Below are 26,050 nucleotides of genomic sequence, written 5' to 3'. Positions count from 1 at the left end.
CACGAGGGCACGCGGCCGGACCCGACATCACGGCAGGACATAGACGACGGCGTTGTTGCCACCCTGACACACCACCGCCGAACCCTGTGGGGCACACGCCATCGTGTAGGCCTGCCCGGTGACCGGGCTGTAGGCGACCACCGCGCGCGACTGACCGTAGGAGCCCGAGTTGTTGTACGCATCGCGCACCGCCTGCGCGAACGCACAGCTGGTCACCTGCGAGCCGATCGCCGACGTCGCATCACAGGGAACCGCATTGGGCGGGAACGATGGCGCGGCGGTCACCGTGGGCTGGTTGGTGATCGGCGGTGCCGCGGTGATCGTGGTCGTCGTCGGTGACTGCGCCGTCGAGTCGTCGCCCGAATTGCGCGTGAACAACCAATAGGCCCCGACGCCGAGCAGACCGAGCACGGCCACCACGATCACGGCGGTGACCGCGATGACCAGCGAACGGTCCCGCCGCGGTTCGGTATAGCCGGGTTGCCCATACGGCGGATACCCCGCGGGCATGCCGCCGGGCACCTGCGGGCCCGAGAACTGTTGTGGCCCCGACACATTCTGGGGTCCCGAATAGTTGTGGGGTCCCGAATAGTTCTGGGGTCCCGAATAGTTCTGGGGCCCCGAATAGCTCTGGGGCCCCGACACATTCAGTGTGCTCCCACCGCCGACCGGGCCGATCGGCCCGACAGGCCCCGACGGTCGGATCTGGGTGGCGCGCATCGCCTCGTCGTTCGCCGCGGCAGCACCGAGCACGGTCGGCGGGGCCGGCTTGCGCAGGTCCGGGCCGGGTTGTCCGGGCATGGCGGTCGGGACGATCGTCGTCGTGCCGTCACCGGTCTCGCCGGTCAGTGCGGCGCGGGCCGCCGACGCCAGTTCGGTGGCGCTGCCGTAGCGCCGCGCCGGCTCGGGGTCCAGGCCGCGGCTGATGACCGCGTCCATCGCCCGGGGCACCTCGGCGTTGACGCTGCTCGGTGCGGGAGGCGGGGACATGACCGCGGCCTTGATCGCCGAGCTGATCGTGTCGGCGGGATGCGGCACACGCCCGGTGAGGCTTTCGAACAGGACACAGGTGAGTGCGTAGATATCGCTGGCGATACTCACCGGGACGGCATCGAACAGTTCCGGGGCCATGTACGCGATCGACCCGATGGCGGTGCCGGCCTGCGTGAGGTGGGTGTCGTCGGAACCGTGGGCGATACCGAAGTCCACGAGATAGGCGAAGTCGTTCTGCGCGATGAGGATGTTCTCGGGTTTGATGTCGCGATGCACCAGACCGTCGGCGTGGGCGGCGTCGAGTGCCGAGGCCACCTGCTCGATGATGGTGACCGCCCGTGCCGGGGCGAGCGCGTGCTCACGCCGCAACAGCGCGCGCAGATCCTCACCCGCGACGAGTCGCATGTCGATGAACAACACACCGTCGATCTCTCCCCAGTCGTGGATCGGGATGACGTGGGGTTCGCCGAGCCGCGCGGCCGCGTGGGATTCGCGCCGGAACCGTTGCTGATAGACGGCGTCGTCGGCGAGGCCGGGATTGAGCAGTTTGAGCGCTACCTCGCGGTCCTTGGTGGTGTCGTAGGCGCGGTAGACCTCACCCATCCCGCCCCGACCCAGCAACTCGTCCAGGCGATACGGCCCGAACTGGGTGTTGACGCGACTCGTTGACATGCTGTGAGCATAACGGTGCACACCGACAAATCGACCGTCGTCGGCGGTCCGGGTGAACGACCTCGCGATCGTCTCAGCGGCGATTCATTCGCTCAGATGACACCGTGTACGGGCGGGTTCTCGTCACGCAGGACCTTGCGTCCGATGTGCTGCAGTTTCCAGCGCACCGGATCGTGCAGGGTGTGCGTTCGGGCGTTGCGCCAGAAGCGATCCAAGCCGGTGCCGGCAGCAGCACTGCGGGTGCCGCCCACCTCGAACAGCGCCGATCCGATGCCGGTGGCGACGCGGTCGGCGACGACCTTGGCCGCGGCCACCGCAATCGACGCGTCGGCGACTGCGCCCACATGTGCGTCGTGGTCGGCGCCGTCGGCGGTGGCGGTCTCGCTCGGGGTGAACCCGGTGGCCCGGTCGACCGCACGTCCGGCGGCGTCGAGGGTCGCCTCGGCGGTGATGAGGTCGACGCCGAGCTCACCGAATCGTTGCACCAACAGCGGATCGTCGACGGCCCGCTCGACACCGGCCTCGAACCACGGTCGGGCACTGGTGCGCACGAACTCGACGGCGGTGTCGAGGGCGCCGCGTGCGATGCCGACGTCGATCGCGACATGCAGCAACTGGGCGAACGCACCGTATCCGGTGGGCCGGGAAACCGCGGGCGCGCGGGCGACGAGGTCTGCGGCATCGACGGCGACACCCCGCAGCCGCACCGTCCCCGAGCCGGTGGTCTTCTGCCCCAAGGCATCCCAGTCGTCGACGAGCTCCACCCCGGGCGCGTCGGCGGGGATGAACGCCACGTACTCACCACCGTCGAGGTGTTCGTCGGCGTCATGCCGGGCCAGCACGGCCAGCGTGTCGGCGAACAACGAGCCGGTGGCATAGAACTTCTCGCCGTCGAGACGGAACCGGCCGGGACCGTCGGCGACGAGCGTGGTGGAGATGTCGGCGATCGTCTTACCGCCGCGCTCGGATTGCGCGTTGGCCACCCGGCCGCCGCGCAGCACGGCGTCGAAGTGCTTGCGTGCCAACTCTTCCGACGCTGCGAGCCGCAGCAGGTTCAGATAGACGAAGTGACTGTGCGGAATCTGCGCGATGTTGGGATCCGCGGCGGCGAGGATGCGCGTCACATCGGCGACCACGCTCGGTGCCAGGTCCGGCCCACCGAATCGGGCCGGCACGGTGATGGCGAGCAGCCCGCTCGCCGACAACTCGTCGATCTCCTCGTGGGGCAGCCGTCGCTGCGCGTCGCGTTCGGCGGCGCCGGAGGCGAACCGATCGGCGAGGGCGTGCGCGGCGGCCCGGGCCCGCGCGGCCGAATCCAGCCGCGCGGCACCACGATCGGCCCGCACCGCAGAAGTGGTGAGGCTCATCTCAGCCGACGGTGCTGCGCTGCGCGGCTTCGAGCTCTCGGACGAGGGGGAGGACACGCTCGCCAAAATACTCGATCTCTTCCTGGAAGTGCAGGAATCCACCGAGGATGAGATCGACGCCGAGACGCTTGTAGGCCACGATTCGCTCGGCGACCTGCTCGGGCGTGCCGATCAGCTGGGTACGGAAACCGTCGTTGTACTGCACGAGATCCTCGAAGGAGGAATCGGCCCACATACCGGTCTTGTTGCCGGTGGAGTTGCCCGCCTGCTGCACCGCCGACCGGAAGCCCTCCACCGCAGGACGATTCGCCTTCTCGACGATCTCGCGCAGGGTGTCGCGGGCCTCGGCTTCGGTGTCGCGGGCGATGATGAAGCCGTTCAGCCCGAAGCGCACCTCACGCTCGTGGGCCTGTGCGACGGCACGCAGATCGTCGAGCTGCTCGGTGACGCCGTCGAAGTCCTTGCCGTTGGAGAAGTACCAGTCGGAGAAGCGGCCACCGTTGTTGCGGGCAGCGGTCGAGTTACCGCCTTGGAACAGTTCGGGATTGGGACGCTCGGGGGTGTTGAGCGGCTTGGGCTTGAGGGTGAAGTCGTGGATGCGATAGAAGTCGCCACGGAAGTCGACGTTGTCCTCGGTCCAGATCTTGCGGATCACCTCGAGGAATTCCGCGCTGCGGCGGTACCGTTCGTCGTGCTCGAGCCACGGCTCGCCGAGGTGGGTGAACTCGTCCTTGAACCATCCGCTGACCACGTTGATCGCAAAGCGTCCGTTCGACAGGATGTCGGCGGTCGCACCGAACTTCGCGAGCACGGCCGGATGCCACAGGCCCGGGTGGATGGCGGCGATCAGCTTGAGCCGCTGGGTGGCCAGCAGCAGCGCGAGACTGAAACTGGTGGACTCATGCTGGAATTCCGCACCGTAGGACGCCTCGTAACGGACCTGAGACAGCGCGTATTCGAAGCCGTTGTTCTCGGCGGTCTGCGCGAGTTTGACGTTGTACTCGTAGTCCCAGCTGGTCCGCTGCTCGATGTCACTGGTCACCAGCCCACCGGACACATTGGGCACCCAGTAGGCGAACTTGATCTCGTCGGCGATCTTCTCGGTGGACACGGGTCTCCTGCTCGTCATGTGAACGCGACGCACCGACGACGCGGTGCGCGACAACGTCGGCCATCTTCACCCGAGAAGCCGGCGCGGCCCACCCTTGAAATCGGCGTGCGCGAAAACCCTCGCCGCACGTGGAGTCCTTCCGGATCGGGCGCCTACCCGTACTTTCCCTACCCGCTCTTCCACTGCCCCATGCCGAGGAACACCATCACCAACTGCCGTTCGGTGCGCTGCACGATGTCGGCCTCGGCGTCGCGCCCGCGGTGCTCACCGTCGAGCAGGTCGGCCACCGCGGTCAGCATGATGGTGACGATGAGTTCGGCGGCCAGTTCGAGGTCTTGCGGTTGCCACTGCGAGAGATCGGGGATGCGCGACAGATCGATGGCGAGTTCCTTGGAGAACAACCGCAGTTCGGTGTCGATCGCGCGACGGATCTCGGCGACCCCGCCGTGCTGTTCGCGGATCAGGAAGCGGTAGTCGGTCTCGTGCTCGTGTACATGGCGCAGCAGGATCGCCAACGAATTCTGTGCGGTCGGCAGCGCCTGACGAGCAGCGAGATCGCGCCGACCCTCGCGCAGTGTGCGGCGCAGGATCCGCATCGAGTCCTCGACGAGGGTGACGCCGAGATCTTCCATCGACGCGAAGTGTCGGTAGAACGCCGTCGGGACGATCCCCGCGCCGCGGGCGACCTCCCGCAGACTGATGCTGGCGAAGCTGCGTTCGCTCACCAGGTCCAGCGTGGTCTCGAGCAGCGCCTGCCGGGTGCGGTTCTTGCGATCGGCCCGGCTCTCCGGTTCCGCAGGCCGCGGGGCACGCGAAGTGGGGCGGCGGGTCCGGGTCACCTAAGCGAGTCTAGGACATCGCGGTGTGTCCCCGGTGCCGGGTCCACGGCGCGCCGAACCCGCGAGAAGCGCTCTCACCTGCGGTTACCGCCAGAAGAGGACGGGGCCAGGCCGACGAGTTCGGCCAGCCGGGCACGGTGGTGATAGCCGTTGCCGAGCGCCAGCTGGTCGGCCTTGGCGCGCTTGAGGTACAGGTGCGCGGGATACTCCCAGGTCATGCCGATGCCACCGTGGAGTTGGATGCATTCCTCGGCGGCCCGGACGGCGACGTCGCCGCAGTACGACGCGGCGAGGTGTGCGGCGATCTCGGCATCGGCGTCGCCTCGTGCTGCGGTGTCGGCGGCGTAGCGGGCGGCCGCACCCGCCGAGGACACCTCGAGCCACAGATCGGCGAGCCGGTGCTTGATGGCCTGGTACGACCCGATCTGCCGCCCGAACTGCCTGCGCTCCTTCACGTACGTGAGAGTCGTCTGCAGACACCACTGGGCGACGCCGAGTTGTTCCGAGGCCAGGAGCGCCGCACCGGTGAGCAGCGCTGCCTGTACCGCGTCGCCGCCGTCGCCGGACCCGACACGCCGGCCGAGGGCGTCGGTGAACTCGAGATCGGCCAGCGGCCGCGTCATGTCCAGCGCGAGGGCCGGCGTCACCGTGACACCCGGTGAATCAGAACGCACCGCATACAGTTCGACGCCGTCGGCACCGTCGGCGGGCACGATCAGCACGTCGGCGTCGGTTGCGCCGGCGACCGTGGTCACCCGACCCGACACGGCGCCGTCGGGCCCGACGGTGGCCGACGGCCGTGGGTGGGTCGCCGACAACCCGACCGCGAGTGCCGCGGTCGTGGCCCCTTCGGCGAGTTGTGGCAGGAGTTCGGTGTCGCCGGCGCGCAGCAGGACGGCGGTGGCGATGATCGCGCTGCTCAGGAACGGAACCGGGGCGACGGCTCGTCCGACCTCCTCACTCACGACCGCCGCCTCACGCTCGGAAGCGCCTGCGCCACCCAGTGATTCGGGGATCAGCAACGCCGCGAGACCGAGATCGGCGGCCAGCGTGCGCCACACCTGTGAGAAGTCGGGCGCGTCGGACTCGTAGGCCTTGACGACGACGTCGGCGGGCAGCCGGTCGGCGAACAGGCGTCGCACCGAATCACGCAGCGCCTCTTCGGTATCGGAGTACTGCAGATCGGCGGTCACCGACGGTGCCGGTGGAGTGGCCGTCGGGCCAGGGGTGCTCATCGGGGCAGGTCCTTCCAGGCGATGTCCTTGTCGACGCGGTGTTCGGGCGGTAGGCCCAGCACCCGTTCGGCGACCACGTTGCGCAGGATCTCCGAGGTGCCGCCCTCGATGGAGTTGCCCTTGGCGCGCAAATACCGGTAGCCGGTATCGCGTCCGGTGAAGTCGACGGTCTCGGGGCGACGCAGTTTCCACTCGTCGTAGCGCAATCCGTCCTCGCCGGCGATCTCGAGGTCGAATCCGGAGATCTGTTGCGCCTGCCGGGCGAAGGCGAGCTTCATCGCCGAACCCTCCGGGCCCGGCTGTCCCGCGGCGAGCTGCTGACGCAGACGTTCGCCGGTGAGGCGGGTGACCTCGGCGTCGACCCACAAGCGCATCAACGTGTCGAGCTTCGCCGGATCCCGGACCTCGGGATGGGTGCGCCAGCGCTGCGTGAGCTTTCCGATCATGCCGCCCTCGCGCGGTGCGCCCGATCCGATGGCGACGCGTTCGTTGTTGAGCGTCGTCGTCGCCACCCGCCACCCGTTGCCGACCTCACTGATCCGATCGGTGTCGGGGATGCGGACGTCGGTGAGGAACACCTCGTTGAACTCGGCTTCGCCGGTGATCTGTCGCAGCGGCCGGATCTCGATACCGGGATCACTCATGTCGACGATGAAGTAGGTCAGGCCGGCATGTTTGGGCGCCGACGGATCGGTGCGGGCGACCAGGATGGCGCGCTGGGCGTTGTGCGCACTCGAGGTCCAGACCTTCTGTCCGTTGACGATCCAGCCGTCGCCGTCGGGGACGGCGCGCGTGGCCACCGCCGCCAGATCCGATCCGGCGCCGGGCTCGCTGAACAACTGGCAGTAGATGTGCTCGCCGAGGTACAGCGGTCGCAGCAGTCGGCGCCGCTGCTCCTCGGTCCCCAGCGCCGCGATGGTCGGCGCCGCCATGCCGAGACCGATGCCGTTGCGCGACTTGGCCGGTCCGGGTGCACCGGCTGCGGTGAGCAACTCATCGACCAGGGCCTGGTGGCTCTGCGCGATCCCCAGTCCACCGTCACCGGGGCGGAAGTGCACCCATGCCAGCCCGGCATCGAATCGTGCGGCCAGGAAGTCTCGTTCGGGCGTGGTGGCCGGATCGTGTTGGGCCAGTAGCCTGCTCACACGGGCGCGTAGATCTACGGCCACGTCGTCGACGTCGGTGTCCACGGGAGTCCTCTCGGTGGGTGTCGGGATGGGGGGATCTGTTCAGCGGAGTGCGCCGCCGAAAGCGCGATAAGGCGCCGCGTCGCCGAGGTGTTGCCCGCCGTCAATGGTCATGATCTCGCCGGTCATCCAGGAAGCGGCGTCGGAGGCGAGGAACACGATGGCCGAGGCGACATCGGTGGGTTCACCGATCCGCCCGAGTGCGGTGGCCTCGGAGACCTGCGCCTCGTGTTCCTTCCACAGCGCCTCGGCCAGGCGCGTCCGCACGATCCCGGGGGCCACGGCGTTGACCCGCACACTCGGTGAGAGTTCCAGCGCCAGTTGCCCTGTCACGTAGATCAGTGCCGCCTTGGAGGCGTTGTACATGCCGATGCCCGGTTCGTGACCGAGACCGCCGATGGATGCGGTGTTGATCACCGATCCGCCGTGCGCACCCATCCACGCCCGTACGGCGAGTCCGGTCCACAGGATCGGGCCCCACAGGTTCACGTCCATCGTCTTGGCGAATCGCCCGTGATCCTGGGCGATGAGTGGTCCATATGCGGGATTCGTGCCGGCGTTGTTGACGAGGATGTCGAGCGATCCGAAGTGTTCGAGGGTGGTGTCGATGCAGGCGCGGGCCTGATCCTCCTCCGCCGCGTGGGCGGCGATGCCGAGGACGTTGGGGCCGATCGCCTCCGCAGCGGCCCGCGCCGCGTCGGGTTTACGTGAGGTGACCACCACGTTGGCGCCCGCCGCGGCCAGTGCCGCGGCCGCAGCCGAACCGATCCCCCTCGAGGCGCCGGTGACCAGGGCCGTGCGGCCGTGCAGATCCGGGAGCATTGTCATTCGTTTCGCCTTTCGCGAGTAACTTGGGTCTCCCCGTCATCTGAACTCAACGTGATCGCCCGAGCTGACGAATCCAGTCCCGGGTGGTCGACGGGTCGATCACGTCGTCGAGTTCGAACGTGGTGGCCGAGTGCAGCGCCTTGCCGTGCTCGTAGGCCTTCGCGAGGAGGTCTGCGAACAGCGCGTCCCGCTCGGCGGGGTCGGCGACGGCGTCGAGTTCTTTGCGAAAGCCCAGGCGTACCGCACCTTCGAGGCCCATACCGCCGATCTCCCCGGTCGGCCACGCGATGGTGAATTCCGGTGCGTGAAAGGACCCGCCGGCCATGGCCATCGCACCGAGACCGTAACCCTTGCGCAGGATCACGGTGCCGAACGGTACGGTCAATCGCGCACCGGCGGCGAAGAAGTTGCCGAATCGACGCACCGTCGCCTGCTCCTCGGACTCCGGCCCGACCATGAAACCCGGTGTGTCACACAGCGTGACGAGGGGCAGTCCGTGTGCTTGGCACAGCGTCAGGAATTCGGCGGCCTTGTCGGCGGCCTCGGCGTCGATCGCTCCCCCGAGGTGCCGGCTGGAATTGGCCAACAGGCCGTAGGCCACACCCTCGACCCGGATCAACGCGGTGACGATGCCGCGGCCGTAGACGGGTCGCAACTCCAGCACCGATCCGACGTCGGCGATCGACTCGATGGCGGCGTGGATGTCGTAGGCGCGCAAGCGGTTCTCCGGGACGACGTGTCGCGCCGATCGCGGATCAGGTGCTTCCCATCGATCGTCATCGCCCTGGAAGTAGGACAGGTAGTGCCGTGCGGTGGCCACGGCGTCGGCTTCGTCGCGCGCGAGCACGTCGATGACGCCGTTGCGGGTCTGCACGTCGACCGGTCCGATCTCCTCCGGAGCGAACACCCCGAGACCGCCGCCTTCGATCATCGCCGGTCCACCCATGCCGATGTTGGCGTCGGGAGTGGCAATGAGGACGTCGCATGCGCCGGCGAGTGCGGCGTTGCCGGCGAAGCAGCGGCCGGAGACGACGGCCACCGTCGGCACCACCCCGCGCAGGCCCGCCATCGACCGGAAGGTGTCGAGTTCGAGCCCTGCGGCGCCGAGGGCGTCGGTGTCGCCGGGACGCCCGCCGCCACCCTCGGCGAAGAGTACGAGCGGAATCCGCTTGCGCCGGGCCACCTCCAGCAGTCGGTCGGTCTTCACATGGTTGCGCATGCCCTGCGTGCCCGCGAGGACCGTGTAGTCGTAGGAGATGACGACGGCCTCCGCCGCGGAAGCACCGAAGCGGTCGGCGCCGATCGTCGCGACCCCACCCACGAGGCCGTCGGCCGGGGTGTTGGCGATGAGGTCCGCTTCGCTGCGGCGGGTGCGTTGGGCCGCGAGGGCCAGCGCACCGTATTCGGTGAAGGTGTCGGGATCGATGAGGTCGGCGATGTTCTCCCGGGCGGTGCGCCGCGAGCGCCGGTGTCGCTTGGCAACGGCGTCGGGACGCCCCTCGTCGAGCGTGACGGCGTGGCGAGCGATCACCTCGGCCAGATCGGGACGGATGTGGTCGGGGTCCACGACGGTCGCGTTCGCCTCGGCGTCGTCGTGGTCGGCGTCGGCGACCACCAGCAAAGGCGTTCCGGCGCTGACGGATTGACCCTCGTCGACGAGACTGCGTCGAATCTCGACCGGGTGGGGGTCGGCGACGACGTGCTCCATCTTCATCGCCTCGAGGATCACCAGCGTCTCGCCGCCGGCCGCCGTGGTGTCGGCGGCGGGAGTGGAGACGACGACGCCCGCCATCGGGGCGGTGATCACCCGCTCGTCGGTACCGATGCTGATGTCGGCGCGGGCGGGGATGTCGCCCGCCGACGTCACCTCCGCACGCTCACCGGCGAACCGGTCTGCGGCCGAGCTCAATTCGGCCAGATTCTGTTCGACGAAGTCCGTGGTCAGTGCGGCCGTCCCGAATTCCTTGGCCGCCAGTACGGCCCGGAGCAGATCGATGGTGGTCTCGACGCCCCCGATGGCGAAGTCACGTAATGCCGTGTCGAGTTTGCGGGCGGTGACGGCGACGTCGTCGGAGCGGGTGTGGGCGATCACCTTGGCCAGCAAGGAATCGAACCGCGGACTCAGCGTCAGGCCCGGCCGGCCGTGCGTATCGACGCGGATTCCAGGGCCGGTCGGCGCCGAAAAGACCTGCAGCGTACCAGAATCGGGAGTCGTGGCGCCGTCGGCGCCGATCCTCTCGGCGTTGACCCGTGCCTGGATCGCCACCCCGCGCGCCCGAGCCGCAGTACCGTTCACACCGTCGGCCGTGGCGAGAATACCGGCCGGCAGATCGAGTTCCTCGTACGTGGCGCCGGCGGCGATGTGGAGTGCGGTGGCCACCAGATCGACGTCGGTGACCTCCTCGGTCACCGTGTGCTCGACCTGGATGCGGGGATTGACCTCGAGGAAGACGAATCTTGCGGCAGTGACCAAGAATTCGACGGTCGCCAGGCCACGGAAGTCGTGGGCGGCGCACAGCACGACCGCGGCACGGTGGATGCCGCGCCGGATCGCGTCGTCGAGGTCTGGCGCCGGTGCGATCTCCACCAGTTTCTGCCGTCTGCGTTGCACGCTGCAGTCCCGGTCGCCGAGCGCGAGTGCCCGCACCGTGCCGTCCGCGGCGGGAGCGGCGACGACCTGGACCTCGATGTGGCGTGCACCCGTGAGCAGTTCCTCGGCGAACAACGCGGCAGTGCCGAAGCCCATCTGAGCTTCGGCGGTGCATGCGCGAAACGCAGCGGGGAGATCGGCCGGGATGGTGACCGGGCGCATGCCCCGTCCCCCTCCGCCGGCGACGGCTTTGAGCATGATCCCGGCGGAATGGGCCCGCAGGAACTCGTCAGCTTGGTGTTCGTCGATTCCGGAGGCGGTCGCATCGAGCACCGGAATCGACGCCGATACCGCCGCGTCCCGGGCGGCGGCCTTGTCTCCGAACGTGCGCAGTACGTGCGAATCCGGGCCGACGAATCGGAGCCCGGCGGTACGGCACGCATCGGCGAAATCGGCATCCTCACTGAGGAATCCGTAACCGGGGTGAACCATCGTCGCACCGGCCGAGGACGCGGCCGACACCAGTGCCGCGGCATCGAGATAGGCGGCGGGACCGGTACCGGGAAGCGCGACGGCCGTGGTGGCCGCTCTGACATGCGGAGCGTCCGCGTCGTCGACGGAGTACACGGCGACCGTGCGGAGGCCGAGCTCCGATGCCGTTCGGAGGATCCGCAGCGCGATCTCGCCACGGTTGGCCACGAACAGCGTTGTCGGCGCCTGGCTCACGTCAGTGTTCCTTCCTCCGGGTGTGTTCCTTCCTCCGGGTGTGTCCGACGCTACACCGATACCTGAACCTGACCTCACCCTCATCACCACCTCGGCCGCTTCTGCGACCACTGTGTCGTCGATCACATCGGATCGAGGGCTGTGACGCGATCACGAACCGCGCCGACCCCTTGACGGATCCGGCCGGAAACGTGCCACACTGTTCGGAGTACAGATGTTCACTCACCAGAGTGAGACGAACGGAGCCAGCCCCCATGAGCATCCGCCTTCCCGAAATGTTCTCCTCGATCATCGAGGCGACCATGTCCCCTCATCCGGTCGACCGCTATCTCGAACTGGTCGACCCGATGCTGACCTGGCGTGACCTACGCGCCCGAGTGATCCGCGTCGAGCGTCCGACCGCCCGAACGGTCCGGCTCACCCTGGCGCCGACGCGCCAGTGGCAGGGACACGAAGCAGGTCAATTCATCCAGCTCAGCGTTGTTGTCGATGGCGTGCGCCAGACCCGTTGCTTCTCTCCCGCCAACGCTGCCGCGGGACCCGAGGGCGCCGTCGAGCTGACCATCACCGCACACGACGACGGCCTGGTCTCGCGGTATCTGCGCAAGACCGCCGCGGTCGGCGACGTCTACGGCCTCTCGCAGGCTGCGGGCGACTTCGTCCTACCCGCCGAGGGGGTACGTGCGCCGGTGTTCATCAGCGGCGGTAGCGGCATTACACCTGCACTCTCAATGCTGCGTACGCTCGTTGCGAATGGCTATGACGAGCCGATCACCTTTGTCCACTACGCCCGGACACCGTCGGACCTCGCCTACCGCGCCGAGCTGACCGCATTGGCCTCGGTCCATCCTCACCTGGACCTGCGACTGCACTACACCCGCGGTACCGACGACGCCGGGATGGACGAGGGCGTCATCGGACATTTCACCGGCGAGCACCTCGAGGGCATCGCCGACCACGACGACGCGGACGTCTTCGTCTGCGGGCCGGCGACCCTCATGGACGCGGTCTTCGACCACTACGAGACCGCCCATCCGCACGCCCGTGTGCACAGCGAGGCCTTCACCCTCGCCGTGCCGGCGGCCATCGATCCCAATGAGCCCGTCCACGGTGAACTGAGCTTCACCGCGTCGGGCACCTCGGCGACCAACGACGGTCGCACGATCCTCGACCAGGCCGAGTCGGCGGGGCTGAGCCCCGAATCCGGCTGCCGGATGGGGATCTGCTTTTCCTGCACCGCAATCAAGAAGTCGGGATGCACCCGCAACGTGCTGACCGGCGAGACCGATACCGAATCCGACACCCAGATCCAGCTGTGCATCAACGCACCCGTCGGCGACGTCGAAATCGAGGTATGACACCCATGGCAACCAACATCCTTCCCCCCGAAACCGAGACACCCGAGACCGAGACCGCCGCGCCGCTCGCGCTGCGCAAGGTTGCAGACCCCAACACCGTGCGGCTCTCCTACGCACAGGTCGAACAACTCGGCCGCGAGCTCGACGAGATCAAGGCCCGCGTGGTCGCCGATCTCGGTACCAAGGATCGCGAGTACCTGTACTCGATCATCCGTACGCAGCGTGGACTCGAATTCGCCGGGCGCGCACTGTTGTTCCTCGGGTTCTTCCCGCCCGCGTGGGTCGCCGGTGTCGGCGCCCTGTCGGTCTCGAAGATCCTCGACAACATGGAGATCGGCCACAACGTCATGCACGGCCAGTACGACTGGATGCGTGAGGACACCTACAACTCCCGCGAATTCGAGTGGGACAACGTGTGTCCGGCCGATCAGTGGAAGCACAGCCACAACTATCTGCACCACACCTTCACCAACATCCTCGGCGAGGATCGCGACATCGGTTACGGCATCCTACGGATGGCACGTGATCAGAAGTGGAACCCCTACTATCTCGGCAACCTCGGCTACGCCACCGCGCTGATGCTGCTGTTCGAGTGGGGTGTGATGCTCCACGATCTCGAGGCGGAGAACATCGTCGCCGGCAAGCGCAAGTGGAGCGACATCAAAGGCCTCGTGAAGGGCATGTGGCGCAAGGCAAGTCGACAGGTTCTCAAGGACTACGTCGTCTTCCCCGCACTCAGCGGCCCGATGTTCGTGCCGACCCTTCTGGGCAACGCGACCGCCAATCTGGTGCGCAACGTGTGGGCGTACTCGATCATCTTCTGCGGCCACTTCCCCACCGGTGCACAAACTTTCACCGCCGAGGAGTGCGCAGACGAGACACGCGGCCAGTGGTACCTGCGGCAGATGCTGGGCTCGGCCAACATCACCGGTAGCCAGCTGTTCCACATCATGAGTGGCAACCTGTCACATCAGATCGAGCATCACCTCTTCCCCGACATCCCGGCCAGCCGGTATCCGGCGATGTCGGCCGAGGTACGCGAGGTGTGCGAGCGCTACGGTTTGCCGTACAACACCGGGTCGCTGAGCCATCAGCTCGGATCGACGTGGAAGAAGATCGCCAAGCTGTCGCTGCCGAACTTCATGACCCACGATGACGACGATCTGACGGTCATCATCGACCGACAGAAGCCGGCCGAGGTCGCCTGAGCAGCCATCGCGTCGCCCCGAGACGGGCGGTATCGTCGGAATCACACCGTCGATGCCGCCCGTTCGGCTTTGCCGTCCGCGCGTCACCATCCCGTACGACCCACCGAGGAGAATCCACCGTGGTCGATCGCATCGAACGCAACAAGGATCTGATCCAGGAGCTGGTGGAGTCCACCGCCACCCACGTCGGCCAGATCGCCACCATCATCACCAGCGCCGTGGCCGACGTTGCCCGGGAGATCGGTGAGATCGTCACCGACGGCTTCGAGATGCGGGAAGCCGCGCAACGCGCCAAGGCGGACGAGGCGCACCACGTCATCGACGCCGAACTCGCCGACGACCACGACGAGGGTGCTCTCGATGCCGAGGACTCTCTCGACGCTCCCGCGATCGCGGAGTCGGCAACGCCGGACCGAGAGCCACTCAACCTCGAAGGGTCGTTCGAGGCGCCGGTGGTGCCGCAGGATCTAGACGAGTCCGATCCGGACTCCGGTGCCGATGACCGTCACGCCGACGACACCGATGGCGCGACCCTTGAGGGCACCATGGAGGCACCGGTCGCACCCGTCGAGGAGTGACCGACAGCGCCCGGCAGGACGCCGACAGCGCCCGCACGCCTCGGTTTCATTCGTCATGAGCCCAACCCGTGACCCCGAGCAGTCCGTCGCGTAGCTTCGTCCTGTTGAGGATGTCAGAGGAGGATCTTGTGTCGGTGCGTTCGGTGTTCACCTTCCCCAATCCGGTGAATGATTACGCGGCGCGATCCACCGCGGGCCTGGTGGTGGCTCTCGCAATCGTGGCGATCGTCGTCGATCACTGGGCGCTCTACGCGCTGCTGGCGATCGGGTTCGCCCTGCGCGTCGCGTCCGGGCCCAAGCTGTCGCCGTTCGGTCAGCTCTCGGTGCGGGTCATCGCCCCCAAGATCTGGCGCAAGACCAAGCTCGTTCCCGGACCCCCGAAGCGGTTCGCCCAGGGCATCGGACTGGCCTTCAGCACCACCGCGCTCGTGCTGAGCCTCCTCGGTTACGGTCTCGCGGCCCAGATCGTGGTCGGCGTCCTGATCGTCGCTGCCACACTGGAATTCGCGCTCGGCTTCTGCCTGGGTTGCGTGGTCTTCGGCTTCTTGCAGCGCAACGGGATCATCCCCGACACCGTCTGCGAGGCCTGCAACAACATCTCTTTGCGCAACCCGGATCTGGCGAACACCTCCCGCTGATCTGACCCAGGCGCCGTCGACGACATAGCGGGCGCTGTCGGCACAAAGCGAGCGCTGTCGGCGAACTGACGGGCGCTGTCGACGGAACAGCGGGCGCCGCCGGCGAGGTGCCGGGCTAGTCGAGCAAACCCAGCGCGATGCCGTCGAGGATGTCGTGCTCGCTGACGACCAGTTCGGTGATCCCGGCACGCTGCGCCAATTGGTGGGCCAGTTCCATCGTCACCAGTGATCCGCCACCGATGACGTCGACGCGACCCGGGTGCATCGGACCGAGCGCCGCACGCTCGGCACGCGTCATGCCGACCAGTTCTCGGCACACGGAGTCGAGATCGTCGCGCCCCACCCGGGACAGGTGAATGGCGTCGGAATCGTATTCTGCCAGACCGAGATGCAGTGCCGACAGCGTCGTCAGGGTTCCTGCCACCCCGACCCAGGTGTGCGCGGAAGTGACGTCGACGGCAACGAACGCCTCGGCGAGTCGCTCCGCGATGAACCCCTGTGCGGCGGCGATCTCCTCGACGGTGGGCGGGTCGGACGGCAGGGCACGTTCGGTGACGCGCACGCAGCCGACGTCGGCGGAGAAGCTCGCGGTGACGCCGTCGGCATCCCCGACGACAACCTCCGTCGAGCCGCCACCGAGATCGGTCACCACGAACGGCCCCTGATCGGCGGGCAGTTCTCCCACGGCCCCGCGGAATGACAGTTGCGCTTCTTCGTCGCCGGTGATGACCTCGGCGATCGCCCCGGGTACCACCGCACCGAGCAACTCCGCGGTCATCGCGAAGAACCGATCCCGGTTGGCGGCGTCACGGGTCGCCGACGTCGCGACCATCCGCACCTTCTCCACGCCGGCTCCGACCATCACCTCGACGTAGTCGGCGAGAGCCACGCGGGTGCGCTCGATGGCCTCGTCGGCGAACTGCCCCGTCGCGTCCACGCCCTGACCGAGACGAACCACCCGCATCTCCCGGTGGATGTCGGTCAGCGGTGTCGTCTCCCCGGGCTTCGCGACCAGCAGACGAATCGAGTTCGTACCGCAGTCGACGGCGGCGACCACACTCATCCGACATCTCCGTTCTCGTCGACGGGCACCGACGGCCAGTCGGCCGGAATGGCGGTCCCACGCAATCCGGCCTGCGCGGCCAATGCCACCGACTCGTCGCCGAGCGGGTTCACCCCCGGACCCTTGGCCAACGAATGCGCGATCAGCACATGCAGACACTTGACCCGGTCGGGCATCCCGCCGCCGGTGAAATCCGTTCCGAGAGAATCGATTTCATTGCGCTCGGCCAGATAGGACTCGTGCGCGGCGCGATAGGCGGCAGCCAGCTGTTCGTCGGTCGCCAGCCGCGCGGTCATGTCCTTCATGACGCCGGCCGACTCCTGCCGGCTCGCCTCCGACGTGAGGCGCGGATCGGTCAGGTAGTACAGCGTGGGGAACGGTGTGCCGTCGGGCAGTCGTGGCCGGGTCTTGATGACGGCCGGAACACCGTCGGGAGTGCGGTAGCTGACCTCGATCACACCACGTGGCTCGCGGCCGAGTTGGGCGGTGACAACCGCGAGATCGTCGGAGGAGATGCTCACGAGTGGTCACAGTAGCCGCCGAGGGGTGGCCGGGAGAAACGCCGGTCACCGACCGTCGGGAGGCGTGGCCACCGATTCCCAGAGGTTGCTGTACCAGGGGTTGGCCGCATGCTTCTGCGCGGCCTGTTCGGCGGCCTGCTTGTCGGCGTCACCCGGGTACATCATCACCAGTCCGGTCTCACCCGGGCGGACCATGCCCAACCGCTCGCGCGCCTGAGCCTCCTTGTATGCCGGGTCGCCCTGCTCGTTGACCTTCTTCTGGTAATAGGTCTCCTGGTTGCGCAGCTGCTCGTTGGAGGCGACGACCTGGTTGTACTCCGAGCGGCCCTGGTAGTAGTTGCGCAGCGACGGCGCCAGGGCGATGGCGACGACACCGATCACCAGCGCCATGATCACCGCACGTTTGGCGTCGAGACCGCGCACGCGCGCCGTGACGGAATCGGCGATGGTGGGGCGACGACGCGGCCTACGACTCCCCCGCGACGACGCCCGTCGGGGCGCGTCGTCGGAGGTTGCGTCGACGGGACTTGCGTCGGCGCCGATCTCGTCGACCAGGTCGACGTCGTCGCGATGGATCTCCTGTTCCCCGGTCTCGATCACCGAGACCGGGGTACGACGCGACGACGACGCGGAGCGACGAGGGGCACGGCGGGCGCGTTCGGCAGAACGCGGATCCCTGGTGGATCGCTTCGCCCGCCGACGCCCGTCGCGCTCGGAGTTGAAACGCCCATCGGCATCGGCCATGGGCCCTAGCTAATCACGAACCGAACGAGAACCGTGGGAAGGCAAGGTCTCCGGCGTAGCGTGCCGCGTCGCCGAGGCCCTCTTCGATACGCAGCAGCTGGTTGTACTTGGCGACACGCTCGCTACGGGCCGGTGCACCGGTCTTGATCTGGCCGCAGCCGCAGGCGACGGCGAGATCGGCGATGGTGGTGTCCTCGGTCTCACCGGACCGGTGGCTCATCATCGTCTTGTAGCTGTTGTTGTGCGCCAGCGTGACTGCATCGAGGGTTTCGGTGAGGCTGCCGATCTGGTTCACCTTGACCAACAGTGCGTTGGCGATGCCCTTGGAGATGCCCTCTTCGAGCCGCTCGGGGTTGGTGACGAACAGATCGTCGCCGACGAGCTGCACGCGGTCGCCGATGGCCTCGGTGAGCTTGGCCCAACCGTCCCAGTCGTCCTCGGCCAGACCGTCCTCGATGGAGACGATCGGGAAGTCGGTGATGAGCTTCTCGTAGAACGGCACCATCTCGTCGGACGAGAAGTCCTTGCCCTCGAGCTTGTACACACCGTCCGAGAAGAACTCGGTCGACGCGGCGTCGAGCGCAATCACCACATCACGGCCGAAACCGTAGCCGGCCTTCTCGACGGCCTCGCCGATGACCGCGATCGCGGCCTCGGTGTTGGGCAGATCGGGAGCGAAACCACCCTCGTCGCCGAGCGCGGTGTTCAAACCCTGCTTGTGCAGGACCGACTTGAGCGCGTGGTACACCTCGGCGCCGCAGCGCAGCGCCTCCTTGAAGGTCGGGGCACCGACCGGCGCGATCATGAATTCCTGGAAATCGATGCCGTTGTCGGCGTGCTCACCGCCGTTGATGATGTTCATCATCGGCACGGGCAGGATGTGCGCGTTGGGACCGCCGACGTAGCGGAACAGCGGCAGCCCGGCCGATTCGGCAGCGCCCTTGGCCACCGCGAGCGAGACACCGAGGATGGCGTTGGCCCCGAGCCGACCCTTGTCGGGGGTGCCGTCGCAGTCGAGGAGCGCCTGGTCGACGAGGCGCTGTTCCTCGGCGTCGATACCGATGACCGCGGGGGCCAACTCACCGAGAACGCTCTCGACGGCCTTGGTGACGCCCTTGCCGTTGTAGCGATCGCCACCGTCGCGCAGCTCCACCGCCTCGTGTTCGCCGGTCGATGCACCCGACGGAACCGCGGCCCGGGTGAAGGTGCCGTCGTCGAGCAGCACCTCGACCTCGACAGTGGGATTACCGCGCGAGTCGAGAATTTCACGAGCGCCCACCTGTTCGATGATTGCCACGCTGCGCCCCTTTCGATGGACGGGTCGGCGTCTTCTTGAGCGCCGACGGGTACGCGACAAAGCCTAGGGCATGTCTCCCGATTCTTCTGCGATGGCTTTGCGCCAACGACCCCGACGTCAGTAGCGGACGTTGACGGAGTAGGCGTTGGCGTGATCGCGGACATCGATGACGTAGGCCATCGAGTTGTTGTAGACCTTGACCGCCTTCTCCCAGCCGGCCGCTGTGGTCATGTCCCCGCCGGAGGACACACACAGATAGCGGGCCGCCGAGAGCGCCGCATCGTCGATGTTGTCCGGGTCGGCCTTGCCGTCACCGTTGGCGTCGACGCCGTAGCGCTCCCAGGTCTGCGGGATGAATTGGAAGGGCCCCATCGCACGGTCGTGGGTGGGGTCACCGTCGAGCCGGCCGTGGTCGGTGTCGGGGATCTCCATGTTGCCGCGGGTGCCGTCGAGCGGCACTCCCCGAATCGGTGGCGACACATCACCATTGGCGGCGACATGCGCTCCCCGGTAGGTGCCGTGTTTGCTTTCCACACCGGCGATGCCGGCGAGGGTCGTCCACGCGAGCCCGCACTCGGGATGCTGTTGGCGTTGGATCTCGGCGGCGTTGCCGTACGCCTCGAGAGAGATCAACGGAATGCCGGTGCCCTCGGCGATGGGGCGAGCCCAGCCGGCCATGGCGTCGGCGGTCCGGCCCGGCTGGTCGATGTCGATGTAGGGCTGCTGAGCGCCGGGCGCGGGCGGAATGCCCTCGGGAATGTCGGGTCGGTTCAGTGAACCGATGTCGAGACAACTCGTCAGGGTCATCGATCCGACGACCGCAGCGATCGCGACAACGATCAGCGCGCGATACCGACGCACGCCCCTACCCGCTAGCACCCTGACTACCTCTCCTGCGTGTGGACCACGCGTGTTGCCCTTCGTCGTCGGCCCCTCGATGACCACACGAACAGCGATGACCGCACGAACGACACAGGGTTGCACATCATCGACGCCGGACTCCACTCGTCGACGCGTCGGAGCCCGACATTGTTCTCAACTCCACCCAAGCGTGTCCGGTTCCCGAGGAAAGGGCATACTATCGTCGGTTAGCCTCACCAACACTGCGTCGCACGGCGCGGAACCCGGTGTGTACTGGAGAAGAAAGCCGCATATGGAGCTGGTGGCGGGCACGGCGCCCTCGCAGTTCACGGTCGACGACCGTGATGTCGCCACCCGCCCAGAGGCCACGGAATCGGGCATTCCCGGCTTTGCGCCGGGTCGTCCGCATCGCCCGAAGCGGGGGCAACAATGCTCGCAACCCTGATCATCGGCCTGCGCGAAGGCCTCGAAGCGGCCCTGATCGTCGGCATCATCGCCGCATTCCTCCGCCGCCAGCAGCGCAGCGACGCCCTGCGCTGGATGTGGATCGGCGTGATCGTGGCGGTTCTCATCTGCGTCGGTGTGGCGATCGGGTTGGAGGTGCTTTCCCGCGATCTGCCCCAACAGCAGCAGGAAGCGTTGGAGACGGTGATCGGCGCCATCGCGGTCGCGATGGTCACCTACATGATCGTCTGGATGCGTGAGCATTCCCGAGACCTCAAGGGGGACTTGGAATCCGCCGCATCCGATGCGATGGCCAACGGGTCGGCGTTCGCCTTCGTGCTGATGGCGTTCCTGGCGGTGCTGCGCGAAGGGCTCGAGACCGCCGTCTTCCTCGTGGCGGCGTTCAATGCCAGCGGCAACGCGGTGCCCTCGGCGGCCGGCGCGATCCTCGGTATCGCCATCGCGGTGGCACTGGGATACGGCATCTACCGCGGTGGGGTCCACATCAACCTCGCCCGCTTCTTCAAGATCACCGGTTTGTTGTTGGTGCTCGTCGCCGCCGGACTGGTGATGACGGCCCTGCACACCGCCCACGAAGCCGGATGGCTCGACGTCGGACAACAGCAGGTCGTCGACCTGAGCTGGCTGGTGCGGCCCGGCTCGGTGCAGTCCTCGCTGCTGACCGGCGTGCTCGGGCTACAACCCAAACCGGTCCTCATCGAGGTCCTCGGCTGGCTGATCTACGTGCTGGTGGTGGGCACGATCGTCCTGTGGCCGGCCGGGCGCGCGTTCCCGCGGCGACTCGCCGCGATCGTCGCGGGCGCCTGCGCCGCGATGCTGGCGATCGCCGCGCTCGTGGTGTTGCTCACCGCACCGGCCACGCCCGCCCTGCCGTCGTCGACGCTGGCGACACGAGCCACCGGGGCCCCGACCACCAGCGGCATCCTGTCCGGCACGACGGTGCAGGTACCCGCGGACGTCTCGGTGTCGGTTTCGAAGGCCGGCGCCGACTCCGCGACCGGTGTGCTGTCCAGCGGCGCCGTCACGACCCCCCTCGAACGACTGTCCGGGGGTGAGACGACCACCTTCGGCAGCCTGACCGCGCCGACCTTCGACCAGGTCGTCACCCCGAACCTGCCGATCACCGCCTTGGTACCGGGCGCTCCGACGCGGGTGAGCGTCGCCCAGATCGTTGCCGGCAACGGCGGACGTCTGCCGGTGGGTCTGGACACCCGACGGTTCGGCGAGTCGGCACCGGTGGACTACGTCGTCAGCGCCACGGTGACCGTCTCGGTCGATCCGTATTTCGACCGTCCGCTCGCCGCCGATGTGCGCTACGCGATCACCGCGACGGCCACCCCGGAACAGGGTTCTGCGGTCGTGCTCGGCAAGGTCGCCACGTTCGAGACCGGGCATCAGCCCACCGCCGCCGACCTCACCGCACTCGGGGCCGCGAATGATCAGCGCAATCGCCATCATTCGCGCGGTGTGACGGTTCCGCTGACCCTCGCCGTCATCGCCGCAGTACTGGTGGTGGTCGCAGCATTACTCGCGATGGCGTCACGCCGTCGACCGACCCCATCGACCCGACCAACCCCATCGACACCGCCGGCCCCGGTGTCCGGTGGCGGTGACCCGGCCACATCGGAGCCCTCGGGACCCGACGTGACCCCGGATGTGGACCCGGCCGCCGTGGTGGCGCCGCCCGAGAAAAAGGAGAGAACCCGATGAGGGCTTCCAGACTGGTCGCCGTGTCGGCGACCGCCGTGGCCATCGTAGGTGTGGCCGCCTGCAGCAGCAGCGACGACGGCGATTCGTCGAGTGCGACGAAGACAGTCACCGTCGAGATGACCAACGACGGCTGCAAGGTCACCCCCGACAAGGTCGACGCCGGGCCGATCACCTTCGAGATCAAGAACACCAACGCGGCAGCGGTCAGCGAGGTGGAGCTGTTGCAGGACGGCAAGATCCTCGCCGAACGCGAGAACATCGCGCCGGGTATGGCGGCAACGTCGTTCTCGCACAAGCTCGATGGTGGCACCTATGAGCTGTACTGCCCGGGCGCGACCAACGAGAAGACCACCTTCACCGTCACCGGTACGGCCACCAAGGCCACCGGTAGCGTCGCCGACCAGCTCAACGCGGCCGCGGCCGAGTACAAGCAGTACGTCATCACCCAGGTGAACAGTCTGACCACCGCGACCCAAACCCTCGTCGACGCGGTCAACGCCGGTGATGTCGCCGCCGCCAAGGACGCCTACATCAAGGCCCGCCCGTACTACGAGCGCATCGAGCCGATCGCCGGATCCTTCTGTGCCAACGGCGCTTCGGACTGCTCAACCGACAACGCGGTGAACCTCGACGTCGCCATCGACGCCCGCCCGGACGCCCTGGGGCCCGGTGACACCTGGCAGGGCTTCCACGTCATCGAGAAGCAACTGTGGGAAGCCGGCAACCTCGACGGGATGAAGCCGGTGGCGGCCACCCTCCTGACGAACGTCAAGGATCTGCAGCGCCTGGTCAACGAGCCCTCGTTCACCGTCAAGCCCGCCGACATCATCAACGGTGCCGGTGACCTCCTCGACGAGGTGTCCACCAGCAAGCTGACCGGCGAGGAAGAGGCCTACTCGCATATCGACTTCGTCGACATGCAGGCCAACATCGAGGGCAGCCAGCAGGCGTTCGCCATCGTCAAGCCCGCCCTCAACGAGATCGATCCGCAGTTGACGACGACGATCCAGCAGGCCTTCGACCGAGTCGACTCGCTGATCGACAGCTTCCGGGATCCGAACGGGCCCGGCGGATTCAAGCCGTTCAACGACGTGACCGAACAGCAGAAGCGGGACATGGCCGCGGCCATCATCGCGGTCAAGGACCCGCTGTCGCAGGCCGGCGGAAAGATCGCCGCCGCCAGCTGACGGCACCGTCCTCGCACCGCATCACAGGAGAATTCGACACCCCATGAGCACCACCGACACGCCAGAACCCACACCGCAGAAACGGGGCCGGGTGAACCGACGAGGGTTCCTCACCGGCGCCGGTATCGCCGGTGCCGGACTGGCTGTCGGTGGTGCCGCGGGCGCGGGGATCACCTACGCCGCCACCGCCGATGAGAGCAGCGATCCGGCCACCGAGACCGTCGAGTTCTACGGCGAACACCAGGCCGGAATCACCACACGCCAACAGAATTCACTCGTGTTCGCCGCCTTCGATCTCAAGCCGACGACGGTCGCGCAGGTCGAGACGATGATGGCGCGCTGGGCTGCGGCGGCCAGCCTGCTCGCCGAGGGCAAACCGGTCGGTCCCGTGGAGTCCCGGCCGATGGCACCTCCCGCCGACACCGGAGAGGCGTTCGACCTCGGCCCCAACCGTCTCACCATCACCGTGGGATTCGGGCCGAGTTTCTTCGACGACCGGCTCGGCCTGGCCGCCAAGATGCCCGAGGCCCTCCGGCCGCTGGGCCAATTGGCCGTCGACACCACCATCGACCCGTCCATCAGCGGCGGCGACATCTGCGTGCAGGCCTGTTCCGAGGACCCACAGGTGGCCTTCCACGCCGTGCGCAACCTCGCCCGCATCGGGCGCAGCGTGGTCACCCTGCGGTGGCTGCAGGAAGGGTTCGGACGCGCTTCGGCGACCAGCACCGATCAGGTGACGCCACGAAATCTGTTGGGCTTCAAGGACGGAACGGCCAACATCAAGGCCGAGGAGCCGGCCGTCGCCGACAAGTGGGTGTGGGTCGGCGACGAGACCGACCAGCCGTGGATGAAGGGCGGCAGTTACCTCGTCACCCGCAAGATCCGCATGCACATCGAGGCCTGGGATTCCGACGACATCTCCGATCAGGAGCGGATCTTCGGGCGCACCAAGGATTCCGGCGCACCACTGTCGGGTGGCGGCGAGTTCACCGATCTGAACTTCGCGGTCAAGGGGACCGACGGCCGCACCAAGATCGACCGTTTCTCCCACGTGCGCCTGGCCCACCCCGACAGCAACGGCGGTGCCCAGCTCCTGCGCCGCGGGTACAACTTCACCGACGGGATCGACACCCGCACCGGCACACTGTCGGCCGGCCTGTTCTTCATCGCCTACCAGAAGAACGCCCACGATCAGTTCGCCCGCATCCAGAACAACCTGGCCCAGGACGCCCTCAACGAGTACATCTCCCCGATCTCCAGTTCGCTGTTCGCGATCCCACCGGGCCTGACCGAGATCGGTGACTGGTACGGCAAGAAGATGTTCGGGTATCAGGGCTGAGCCTGCGCCTTTCTGCCCTGCCACATCGGCTTGCCTGTTCGGCCGCGGCCGGTGCATGCCCTGTGCCAGACTGCGATATTGCTGCAGTCGGGTTCAGGGGTGAGATGGTGTCCGAAACGCGGGTTTCGCGAAAGTTCTTCGTGAATGTGCTTGTCGTCGTGCTCACGGTGGTGGCCTCGGTGACCGCAATGGTGGGCACCCGCGCTCCGGCAGCGGCCGCCCCACCGCCACTGGCCTCGTGTACACAGCCGGCCTGTGCACAACCGACGGTGATGGCACCCGAGCGCCTCGGGGTGGACAAGGCCGGCCTCGACGACGCGATCGCCTTCGCGGCGTCCCGGATGCGCACGCACATCCAGGTCTTCCGCAACAATTGCTTGATCGGCAGTGGACCGTTGAATGCAGCCACCGGCGATGTGCCGTGGAATCTGTTCAGCTCCACCAAGAGTGTGATCTCGATGCTCGCCGGGATCGCCTACACGCAGCACCGACTCGATCTGAATGCATCGACCGCGAGGTATCTCCCGCCGGGCGAGGCCGATGCCGCGCACGCACGGATCACCGTCGCCGATCTCCCCACGCAGACCTCCGGCCTGTCGCAGTCGATCCTCAGTGAGGCGGTCACCGCAGGCCTCGACGTGGATCCGAACATCGCGAAACAGGCTCTGGCACTGCCGGTCACCCATCGTCCGGGGACCTTTTTCGAGTACACGCAGCACGGTCCGGATCTTCTCGCCTACGTCGTGCAACGAGCCGTCGGCGAAGACCTTCAGCAATTCGCGCAGCGAAACCTGTTCGGTCCGTTGGGGATCGATGCCCACGACTATTACTGGGCACGTGACCGGTCCGGGAACACCTACGGTTACGCGTTTCTGTTCATGCCACCGGCCGACTATGCCAGGCTCGGACTGTTGATGGCCGGTGACGGGGTATGGCGATCCCGGCGGATCATCGATTCCGACTACATCACGCGGTTGCGGACGCCCTCGCCGACGAATCACTGTTACGGGTATCTGTTCTGGGTCAACAGTTCTCCGTGTACCGGGCCATCCTTCCCGTCCCGTCAGACGGTCGATCAGGCCCCGTTGGCCGGGTTGCCCTCCGACGCCTACGCGATGGTCGGATTCCTGCAGCAGAACAATTTCATCGTCCCCAGTCTGGGACTGATGGTGAGCTGGAACGGGTTCCTCGGCGACGTATCCCCCGATCCGGCCACCGATCTCAGCGCCAGCCCGATCAGCGAGCTCTATCACACCTTCTTCCGGAAGCTGGTCGCCGCCTTCCGCTCTCCGCGCCTGCCCGACCCCGGCCCTTACCGACCCGCGATGAACCTGAATCTCGACCCGATGCAGTTCGCCGACCCCAACATCACCCTCGGCGCACTCGGTGTCGGCCCGGACGCCCCGCGCGACTGCACCGTACTGTCGTGCGGCAACACCCCGCTGCGTGCGCCGCTGTCGGGCAACCCGGGTTGCTTCGCAATCACCTGCCTGCCGCTCACCGCACAGGCACCGCACCGGGTGGGGTGAGCGC

General features: G+C 67.3%; 21 protein-coding genes. 8 read left to right on the top strand and 13 right to left on the bottom strand.

Going from position 1 to position 26,050, the window contains the following annotated elements; genetic code table 11:
* Positions 1-27 precede the first annotated feature (27 nt).
* From AC5ZH6_RS07845 to AC5ZH6_RS07810, 8 genes are all read right to left on the bottom strand, one after another.
* On the bottom strand, positions 28-1,665 hold the full coding sequence (locus tag AC5ZH6_RS07845) for a serine/threonine-protein kinase (protein WP_020171972.1): 1,638 nt from the start codon (positions 1,663-1,665) through the stop codon (positions 28-30).
* Positions 1,666-1,757: 92 nt separating this feature from the next.
* Entirely contained in the window at positions 1,758-3,032 is a 1,275-nt protein-coding gene (locus tag AC5ZH6_RS07840; RefSeq protein WP_035734596.1) for an SfnB family sulfur acquisition oxidoreductase, read from the bottom strand.
* 1 nt (position 3,033) lies between these two features.
* Positions 3,034-4,143: a dimethylsulfone monooxygenase SfnG gene (gene sfnG / locus AC5ZH6_RS07835; protein ID WP_014359358.1), complete on the bottom strand. Its 1,110-nt coding sequence runs from the start codon at positions 4,141-4,143 to the stop codon at positions 3,034-3,036.
* Positions 4,144-4,310: 167 nt separating this feature from the next.
* Complete coding sequence (locus AC5ZH6_RS07830) at positions 4,311-4,982, bottom strand: TetR family transcriptional regulator (RefSeq protein ID WP_014359357.1); 672 nt, start codon at positions 4,980-4,982, stop codon at positions 4,311-4,313.
* 74 nt (positions 4,983-5,056) lie between these two features.
* The gene (locus AC5ZH6_RS07825; protein WP_020171974.1) at positions 5,057-6,217 is read right to left on the bottom strand and encodes an acyl-CoA dehydrogenase family protein; all 1,161 of its coding nucleotides are present in this window, start codon (positions 6,215-6,217) and stop codon (positions 5,057-5,059) included.
* Positions 6,214-7,407 carry an acyl-CoA dehydrogenase family protein gene (locus AC5ZH6_RS07820; RefSeq protein WP_020171975.1) on the bottom strand — a complete coding sequence of 398 codons (1,194 nt, stop codon included), beginning with the start codon at positions 7,405-7,407 and terminating at the stop codon, positions 6,214-6,216. The genes AC5ZH6_RS07825 and AC5ZH6_RS07820 overlap by 4 nt, the downstream gene beginning before the upstream one ends.
* A gap of 39 nt (positions 7,408-7,446) precedes the next feature.
* Complete coding sequence (locus AC5ZH6_RS07815) at positions 7,447-8,226, bottom strand: SDR family oxidoreductase (RefSeq protein WP_006370942.1); 780 nt, start codon at positions 8,224-8,226, stop codon at positions 7,447-7,449.
* Between the two features lie 52 nt (positions 8,227-8,278).
* Positions 8,279-11,548 carry an acetyl-CoA carboxylase family protein gene (locus AC5ZH6_RS07810; RefSeq protein ID WP_020171976.1) on the bottom strand — a complete coding sequence of 1,090 codons (3,270 nt, stop codon included), beginning with the start codon at positions 11,546-11,548 and terminating at the stop codon, positions 8,279-8,281.
* Between the two features lie 254 nt (positions 11,549-11,802).
* Between AC5ZH6_RS07810 and AC5ZH6_RS07805 the strand changes: the two genes are divergently transcribed.
* From AC5ZH6_RS07805 to AC5ZH6_RS07790, 4 genes are all read left to right on the top strand, one after another.
* Entirely contained in the window at positions 11,803-12,906 is a 1,104-nt protein-coding gene (locus tag AC5ZH6_RS07805; protein ID WP_026920277.1) for a ferredoxin reductase, read from the top strand.
* 5 nt (positions 12,907-12,911) lie between these two features.
* Positions 12,912-14,114, top strand: a complete 1,203-nt coding sequence (locus tag AC5ZH6_RS07800) for a fatty acid desaturase family protein (RefSeq protein WP_020171977.1) — start codon at positions 12,912-12,914, stop codon at positions 14,112-14,114.
* Positions 14,115-14,233: 119 nt separating this feature from the next.
* Positions 14,234-14,692 carry a hypothetical protein gene (locus AC5ZH6_RS07795; RefSeq protein WP_014359351.1) on the top strand — a complete coding sequence of 153 codons (459 nt, stop codon included), beginning with the start codon at positions 14,234-14,236 and terminating at the stop codon, positions 14,690-14,692.
* A 128-nt stretch (positions 14,693-14,820) separates the two neighbouring features.
* Positions 14,821-15,330: a DUF4395 domain-containing protein gene (locus tag AC5ZH6_RS07790; protein WP_020171978.1), complete on the top strand. Its 510-nt coding sequence runs from the start codon at positions 14,821-14,823 to the stop codon at positions 15,328-15,330.
* A 115-nt stretch (positions 15,331-15,445) separates the two neighbouring features.
* Here AC5ZH6_RS07790 and AC5ZH6_RS07785 read toward each other — a convergent pair whose 3' ends face one another.
* The 5 genes from AC5ZH6_RS07785 to AC5ZH6_RS07765 all read right to left on the bottom strand — a co-directional run bounded on the left by AC5ZH6_RS07785 (position 15,446) and on the right by AC5ZH6_RS07765 (position 19,762).
* Positions 15,446-16,393 carry a Ppx/GppA phosphatase family protein gene (locus tag AC5ZH6_RS07785; RefSeq protein WP_094602497.1) on the bottom strand — a complete coding sequence of 316 codons (948 nt, stop codon included), beginning with the start codon at positions 16,391-16,393 and terminating at the stop codon, positions 15,446-15,448.
* Complete coding sequence (locus tag AC5ZH6_RS07780) at positions 16,390-16,914, bottom strand: DUF501 domain-containing protein (protein WP_094602496.1); 525 nt, start codon at positions 16,912-16,914, stop codon at positions 16,390-16,392. The genes AC5ZH6_RS07785 and AC5ZH6_RS07780 overlap by 4 nt, the downstream gene beginning before the upstream one ends.
* 45 nt (positions 16,915-16,959) lie before the next feature.
* Positions 16,960-17,658, bottom strand: a complete 699-nt coding sequence (locus AC5ZH6_RS07775; protein WP_496168870.1) for an FtsB family cell division protein — start codon at positions 17,656-17,658, stop codon at positions 16,960-16,962.
* A 13-nt stretch (positions 17,659-17,671) separates the two neighbouring features.
* A complete protein-coding gene (gene eno, locus AC5ZH6_RS07770) occupies positions 17,672-18,955 on the bottom strand; it encodes a phosphopyruvate hydratase (protein ID WP_014359347.1) in 1,284 nt (427 codons plus the stop codon).
* A 117-nt stretch (positions 18,956-19,072) separates the two neighbouring features.
* Positions 19,073-19,762, bottom strand: a complete 690-nt coding sequence (locus AC5ZH6_RS07765) for a lytic transglycosylase domain-containing protein (RefSeq protein ID WP_231387039.1) — start codon at positions 19,760-19,762, stop codon at positions 19,073-19,075.
* 483 nt (positions 19,763-20,245) lie between these two features.
* Here AC5ZH6_RS07765 and efeU point away from each other — a divergent pair, with 483 nt between their 5' ends.
* The 4 genes from efeU (at position 20,246) to AC5ZH6_RS07745 (ending at position 26,046) form a co-directional block, all read left to right on the top strand.
* A complete protein-coding gene (gene efeU / locus AC5ZH6_RS07760; protein WP_288338103.1) occupies positions 20,246-21,991 on the top strand; it encodes an iron uptake transporter permease EfeU in 1,746 nt (581 codons plus the stop codon).
* Entirely contained in the window at positions 21,988-23,178 is a 1,191-nt protein-coding gene (efeO, locus tag AC5ZH6_RS07755; protein ID WP_006370930.1) for an iron uptake system protein EfeO, read from the top strand. Before efeU ends, efeO begins: the two co-directional genes overlap by 4 nt.
* Positions 23,179-23,221: 43 nt before the next feature.
* The gene (gene efeB, locus AC5ZH6_RS07750; protein ID WP_496168868.1) at positions 23,222-24,517 is read left to right on the top strand and encodes an iron uptake transporter deferrochelatase/peroxidase subunit; all 1,296 of its coding nucleotides are present in this window, start codon (positions 23,222-23,224) and stop codon (positions 24,515-24,517) included.
* Between the two features lie 104 nt (positions 24,518-24,621).
* Complete coding sequence (locus tag AC5ZH6_RS07745) at positions 24,622-26,046, top strand: serine hydrolase domain-containing protein (protein WP_496168866.1); 1,425 nt, start codon at positions 24,622-24,624, stop codon at positions 26,044-26,046.
* Positions 26,047-26,050: the final 4 nt, after the last annotated feature.

Source organism: Gordonia sp. YC-XJ4, assembly GCF_059511865.1.
The sequence above is the reverse complement of the archived record's forward strand: the minus strand, read 5'-3'. Positions and strand labels throughout refer to the sequence as shown.

Excerpts from the sequence above, each read along its gene's own strand:
- AC5ZH6_RS07765 (WP_231387039.1), bottom strand. The coding sequence starts at position 19,762 with ATGACCCTGACGAGTTGTCTCGACATCGGTTCACTGAACCGACCCGAC.
- AC5ZH6_RS07785 (WP_094602497.1), bottom strand. The coding sequence starts at position 16,393 with ATGAGTGTGGTCGCCGCCGTCGACTGCGGTACGAACTCGATTCGTCTG.
- efeU (WP_288338103.1), top strand. The coding sequence starts at position 20,246 with ATGCTCGCAACCCTGATCATCGGCCTGCGCGAAGGCCTCGAAGCGGCC.
- AC5ZH6_RS07775 (WP_496168870.1), bottom strand. The coding sequence starts at position 17,658 with ATGGCCGATGCCGATGGGCGTTTCAACTCCGAGCGCGACGGGCGTCGG.
- AC5ZH6_RS07800 (WP_020171977.1), top strand. The coding sequence starts at position 12,912 with ATGGCAACCAACATCCTTCCCCCCGAAACCGAGACACCCGAGACCGAG.
- efeO (WP_006370930.1), top strand. The coding sequence starts at position 21,988 with ATGAGGGCTTCCAGACTGGTCGCCGTGTCGGCGACCGCCGTGGCCATC.
- AC5ZH6_RS07840 (WP_035734596.1), bottom strand. The coding sequence starts at position 3,032 with ATGAGCCTCACCACTTCTGCGGTGCGGGCCGATCGTGGTGCCGCGCGG.
- AC5ZH6_RS07845 (WP_020171972.1), bottom strand. The coding sequence starts at position 1,665 with ATGTCAACGAGTCGCGTCAACACCCAGTTCGGGCCGTATCGCCTGGAC.
- AC5ZH6_RS07815 (WP_006370942.1), bottom strand. The coding sequence starts at position 8,226 with ATGCTCCCGGATCTGCACGGCCGCACGGCCCTGGTCACCGGCGCCTCG.
- AC5ZH6_RS07825 (WP_020171974.1), bottom strand. The coding sequence starts at position 6,217 with ATGAGCACCCCTGGCCCGACGGCCACTCCACCGGCACCGTCGGTGACC.
- AC5ZH6_RS07805 (WP_026920277.1), top strand. The coding sequence starts at position 11,803 with ATGAGCATCCGCCTTCCCGAAATGTTCTCCTCGATCATCGAGGCGACC.
- AC5ZH6_RS07745 (WP_496168866.1), top strand. The coding sequence starts at position 24,622 with ATGGTGTCCGAAACGCGGGTTTCGCGAAAGTTCTTCGTGAATGTGCTT.
- efeB (WP_496168868.1), top strand. The coding sequence starts at position 23,222 with ATGAGCACCACCGACACGCCAGAACCCACACCGCAGAAACGGGGCCGG.